Raw genomic sequence first — 5645 nt, 5'->3', positions numbered from 1 at the left:
CTTCCTTTACAGTCAAGATATTCAGTTACTGCTTTCAACTTAGTTTTCGCAGAATACCGTTTGTTTGTATGGCTGATCCTGACCGATTCTATTCCATCTGTTTTTGCGAAAACTACCATTTGTCTAAACGTTTCTTTTGTAACCCCATATTTCTTGGCTATTGATGCATAGCTTCCTTTTCCTGAAAGATATTCTTGCACTGCTTGAATTCTTTCTTCATCTGTCAGTTTTCTTCGTGACATAAAATAACCCCCTAGAGTTTTACACGATTTTTGTTTTTTCGTGTGTCTACTCTAAGGGGATTATATCACCTTTCAGGTCTGTGCCAGGCTCTTTTTCTTTGTTGGGGCTGCAACAGCCCCTTTTTCTTTTGGAAAATGCTTCCCGATCAAATTATTATATGATTACTTTGACCTACCGTAGGCGGAATAAAATGAGTGTCAGACCATCTGCCGAAAGCCAACAAGACATTATCGACGGAATCTGTTCGGAATAAATATACATTACATTGCGTTTTTGGATATTTTGTTAGAAGAACATCAGTCTAAAACATCAAACCACGATCTCATCACATCGAGTATTTTCACAAGTTCCCGTTCTTCTATAACATACGGAACCATTGCATACATATATTTCAGGAACGGTCGGCTGAATACACCGTGTTCATACGCATATCTGCGGAATCCTTCCAGATACTTGCTGTCCTTGACTTCTATACAGACACAGCCGCCCATTATCCTGATCTCTTCTATTTTGTCGGAAGTAAAGCCTGTCAGCTCATGCCTTGTTATCTCTTCTATTCGTCTGATCTTCTCAAGATAGTTACCTTTTTCAAACAGCTTGATAGATTTGAGTGCTGCGGAACAGGCAAGCGCGTTACCCATAAATGTCGGACCGTGCATCAGAGCGTGAGTTGGGTCATCGCTCAGGAAACCGTCCCATACTCTCTGATTTGCAACAGTAACAGCATGACCGATATATCCGCCTGTCAGTGCCTTGCCAAGCACAAGTATATCGGGAAGTACAAGGTCGGCAACAAAACTGTTGCCTGTTCTTCCAAATCCTGTGGCAACTTCATCGAATATCAAAAGAACATCATGCTCGTCGCATAGATGCCTCGCTCTTTCAAGAAAAGAAATATCGTACATTCTCATACCGCCTGCACCTTGAAGCAGAGGTTCAACGATAAAACAGCTAAGTTTGTTTCCATAATTTTTAAAAGCACTTTCAAGGGCATTTATCTCCGTCGGGATATGTATAACGCCTCGTTTTTTCTCGTTTGAATTGCCGAATGCAAAATGATAATCCTCATCGTCACCGACTTCCATAGCCTTGAATGTATCACCGTGATAGGCGTGTTCAAGGGCAAGTATAATGTTTCTGTCTGAGCCTCGGTTTGTGTTGAACTGCAAAGCCATTTTCAGAGCGACCTCAACAGCAACACTTCCCGAATCCGAGAAGAAGCAGTAATTCAAATCACCGGGCAGCCATGAAGCGAGTTTGTCCGACAGCTTCTGAACAGGCTCATGTGTAAGACCGCCAAGCATAACATGGGCAAATTTGTCAAGTTGTTCCTTGATAGCGTTATTTATCTCTCTGTTGTTATATCCATGGATAACGCTCCACCACGAGGAAACAGAATCTATCAGGGCGTTACCATCTTCGGTGTAAAGATGAACTCCATTAGCGGAAGTGATCTTTATGGGCGGTTCAAGTGTTTTCATCTGGGCATAAGGATACCATATCATAATTATTCTCCTATTTGCAAAGTGAAGCTATGTCTTCTCCGCTGATGTCAAGGTCGGTGTAGTTGTCCCCGATGCAGGTAATGACAGGGATACCTGTAAGAGCTTCACACATTTCTTTGTTATCTTCTTCCATTACGTCACCGTTGTGAAAACGATTCAGGATAATGCCTTTTATCGGAATATTACGTGATTTCATGTAAGAGACCGTAAGAACAACACTATTTATCGTACCAAGTCCTGCATCAGCAACGATAATGCACGGCAGACCCAGCAGATTTATAACATCTTCAAGGAATATTTTTTCGTCATCATATCTCAGAGGGCAGAGGATACCTCCGCTTCCTTCGGCAACGATGATATCATACTTTTCTATGAGCCTAAGATAGTTTTCCTTTACGATATCCATTTCAAGCGGAAAGCCTTCTATTCTTGAAGCGAGATGCGGTGAAACGGCAGTTTCATAGACATACGGGCACATTGCTTCAAGGGGTTGATCTATCTTCGAAACAGTTTTGACATGGAATGCATCACCGGGAATGAGAACTCCATTACTGTCACGTTCATTTCCGCTCATCGCTGCTTTATAATAAGCACAGCTGTATCCGCTTTCTTTCATTTTTTTCAAAAGCAGACCTGTGATGTACGTTTTGCCCGTATCAGTTCCTGTGCCTGTGACAAAAATACCCTTACTCATTTCTTTTCCTCTTTTCAATATCAAATCCCATATCACTGAGCATTTTAACATCGCCCTTTATGTCGTTTCCGGAAGTTGTCAGCATATCTCCTGTTATAGTTGAATTTGCACCAGAAAAAAATGCTTGTTTTCCACATTCGGTCATAAGATCTCTGCCTGCCGCAAGTCGAATATCGGCTGTCGGGACGATGTATCTGAATATCGCAACAGTCCGCAGAATATCTTCTTCCGAAAGTCTTTCAAGGTCTTCAAAAGGCGTGCCCTTTATGGGCATAAGCGCATTTATGGGGATAGAAGTTACACCAAGTTCAGCGAGAGTGACTGCCATATCTATCCTGTCAGCCCATGTTTCACCCATACCGATGATACCTCCAGAACACACTTCAAAGCCTGCATTCATAGCACGGTTTATACAATCTATCTTGTCTTCAAAGGTATGCGTAGTGCAAATATTCGGGAAGTTCCTCCGTGAAGTTTCAATGTTGCAGTGGTATCTGCTTACCCCTGCTAAGCGCAGTCTTCTGAACTGTTCGTCTGTTAGAAGTCCGTGAGAACCGCAGAGCATCATATCGGTTTTCTCATGAAGAGTGCTGTATGCTTCAAAGGCTTTTTCAAAGTCATCATTGTTAAGCGTTCTTCCTGCTGTAACAATGGAAAATCGGTGTACTCCTCTTGCTTCATTGTGTTTGCATTCATTCAGTATAGTTTCGGTATCCAAGAACTGATACTCATTTACCCCTGTACAGTTGTGGGCGGACTGAGCGCAGAAACGGCAGTTTTCCGAGCATTTTCCGCTTTTACCGTTTATGATACTGCACAGATCAACGTGATCTCCGCAGAAATGTTTCCTGATACGGTCTGCACCTTCACACAGCAATTTTATATCTGCTGAAATAAAAAGATTCGTATCATCTTCAGGATGTATGCGTTTTCCTCCGATGATCTCATCGGCAAGTCTTAAAATATCCATAAAATGCTCCTTTTCAAGTTTTATGCGATTTTATATGATCTTTTGATTGCAGGGATAAGTCTTTTTCCAAGTATAGCTGAAAGTATACAAAGACATATATCACCAGGAACAGCCAGTATAAAGCAGTACAAAAACAGCTGCCATATTCCTATAGGCTCACCAATATAGAATCGGCAGACAGCCCAATAATACGCCATACCAAAAGCATAGACTGTCATAAGCCCTGCAAAACCGCCTGCCAGCAGCCGCAGAATAGACAGATCACCTTTGTCAACTATCGTACCTGTAACAAATGATCCTGCGATAAATCCAATGAGATACCCGAAAGTAGGCTGAAATACATAACCTATACCTCCTCCGCCCGTAAAAACAGGAAGTCCTGCCAACCCAAGCAAAACATAAACGGAAACAGCGATAGTTCCATTTTTCGCATCGAGAATTATCCCTGCCAGAGTAGTAAAGAGAAACTGCAATGTAAATGGACAAACAGGAACGGGGATTTTTATGTATGCGCCAACTGTGATCAAAGCTGCAAACATAGATATTAAAATCATATCTTTTGTTTTCATAAACATCACCTGCCTTTTTAAAATCGCTATTTAATTATAGCACCACCAATCAATATTGTCAACTATAAATTAGAATTTGGTTTACAATACTTATTTCTCTCCATTAGAAGTTTATGAACCGTTATAGGATTGAAATACCCGGATTTGGTTTGCTTTTAGTTTTTCGGTACGTAAACTAACCACCTGAAAAAATATAGCCCTCAGAAACGCTTGCAGAACTTTTCCGAGGACTTGTATTTAGTTCTAATGGGTATCCGCTGTTTATAAGATGGATGAAATGTCAAGAGTACTGCAATCAGAATCACCACTAAAGTGTTGGGTTGCTTTACACCTAAAAGGGGCTATTACTGGCTAACCCACTCAAAGTGGGTACTGAATTATTGTCATTACATTTCTTGCACCGCTACCCGTAAACGAGTTAAATATTTATCATCCAAAGTATACCAACATCTTTTAGTATGCTATTACTCCCTGGCTTCGCCACATATTTCCCTACGGGAAACACTCATGCTAAAGCACCAAATAAACAAGAGGCTGTTGCAACTGTAGCACCCTCTAACCATATCCGAACATCAGAGTAAAAAAACATATTAACTTGTGAAATAAGCTGTTTCAGAGCGCACACCCCCAAACTCTCTTCAAAAAAGAGGACTCAAGGGTGTTATGTTCTGTTTGTATTTATGCCGGATTTAATTCAAAAAGAGAAATTCCAAGTCGGTTTTCTGAGATCTTAGCAAAAAGCTTCTTTAGCTTCGATCTTGGTGCCATCAATGAACAGGTTCTCACCGCTTATCTCTTTCATATTCAAAAGATACTTTACAACTGCGTAAAACACACGCTTGATCTGTTCTCCCATTTTCTGTCGAAATCTTGAGATAGTGCTGTGATCCGGAGCTCCAAGGCCATCGAGAAGCCACATGAAATGGATATCTCTTTTGCAGAGCTGATCAATCTTACGTCTTGAAAAAGAGTCGTTCATGTAGCCGTAGATGAGTATCTTCATCATGATATCCTCGGGTATGGCGCCATTCCACTTGCTTACTGTCGTGTATTCTTCTTTTTGATAGATCTCATCTATAACATTGCTCAATACTCTGACAGGTGAGCTTTCTTCGATGTAGATCTCATAATTCATGTTAAGACGCACTTGACAATTTCTCATTTTTGTGGTACAATCCTTTCGTTGGTTTAATGGTTTTTTGCAATTATATTATACCACAAAAAGAAGAGCTTGGCACTATCTGATATAATCCCCTTAGAGTAGACACACGAAAAAACAAAAATCGTGTAAAACTCTAGGGGGGTTATTTTATGTCACGAAGAAAACTGACAGATGAAGAAAGAATTCAAGCAGTGCAAGAATATCTTTCAGGAAAAGGGAGCTATGCATCAATAGCCAAGAAATATGGGGTTACAAAAGAAACGTTTAGACAAATGGTAGTTTTCGCAAAAACAGATGGAATAGAATCGGTCAGGATCAGCCATACAAACAAACGGTATTCTGCGAAAACTAAGTTGAAAGCAGTAACTGAATATCCTGACTGTAAAGGAAGTCAAGTAGAGATATGCCGAAAGTATCATATTTCATCCACAAGTGTTTTCAGAAAGTGGATTTCATGTTATAATAGCGGTAAGGACTTTAAAGAGCGAACATGCTCGGAAAG

7 protein-coding genes are annotated in these 5645 nt (G+C 40.6%); 1 reads left to right on the top strand and 6 read right to left on the bottom strand.

All coding sequences use genetic code 11. The features are described 5' to 3' along the window. The 6 genes from BMY75_RS17335 to BMY75_RS17310 all read right to left on the bottom strand — a co-directional run. Positions 1 to 242, bottom strand: a 242-nt coding sequence (locus BMY75_RS17335; RefSeq protein WP_139199926.1) for a transposase, incomplete at its 3' end; no start/stop codon positions are given. A gap of 297 nt (positions 243 to 539) precedes the next feature. After that, positions 540 to 1748, bottom strand: a complete 1209-nt coding sequence (gene bioA, locus BMY75_RS17330; RefSeq protein ID WP_074836450.1) for an adenosylmethionine--8-amino-7-oxononanoate transaminase — start codon at positions 1746 to 1748, stop codon at positions 540 to 542. Positions 1749 to 1758: 10 nt separating this feature from the next. Beyond that, positions 1759 to 2442 (bottom strand): dethiobiotin synthase, encoded by a 684-nt coding sequence (gene bioD, locus BMY75_RS17325; protein WP_081350613.1) that lies wholly within the window; start codon positions 2440 to 2442, stop codon positions 1759 to 1761. Continuing rightward, positions 2435 to 3406 carry a biotin synthase BioB gene (gene bioB, locus BMY75_RS17320; protein WP_170844350.1) on the bottom strand — a complete coding sequence of 324 codons (972 nt, stop codon included), beginning with the start codon at positions 3404 to 3406 and terminating at the stop codon, positions 2435 to 2437. Before bioB ends, bioD begins: the two co-directional genes overlap by 8 nt. Before the next feature lie 26 nt (positions 3407 to 3432). After that, positions 3433 to 3951, bottom strand: coding sequence for a biotin transporter BioY (locus BMY75_RS17315; RefSeq protein WP_242940285.1), 519 nt, complete (start codon positions 3949 to 3951; stop codon positions 3433 to 3435). Between the two features lie 760 nt (positions 3952 to 4711). Next, on the bottom strand, positions 4712 to 5116 hold the full coding sequence (locus BMY75_RS17310) for a transposase (protein WP_207646289.1): 405 nt from the start codon (positions 5114 to 5116) through the stop codon (positions 4712 to 4714). A gap of 176 nt (positions 5117 to 5292) precedes the next feature. Between BMY75_RS17310 and BMY75_RS17305 the strand changes: the two genes are divergently transcribed. After that, the coding region (locus BMY75_RS17305; protein WP_139199924.1) for a helix-turn-helix domain-containing protein at positions 5293 to 5645 on the top strand (353 nt) is incomplete at its 3' end.

This window comes from Hominimerdicola alba, from assembly GCF_900109655.1.
GTDB classification, from domain to species: domain Bacteria; phylum Bacillota; class Clostridia; order Oscillospirales; family Ruminococcaceae; genus Hominimerdicola; species Hominimerdicola alba_B.
The sequence above is the reverse complement of the archived record's forward strand: the minus strand, read 5'-3'. Positions and strand labels throughout refer to the sequence as shown.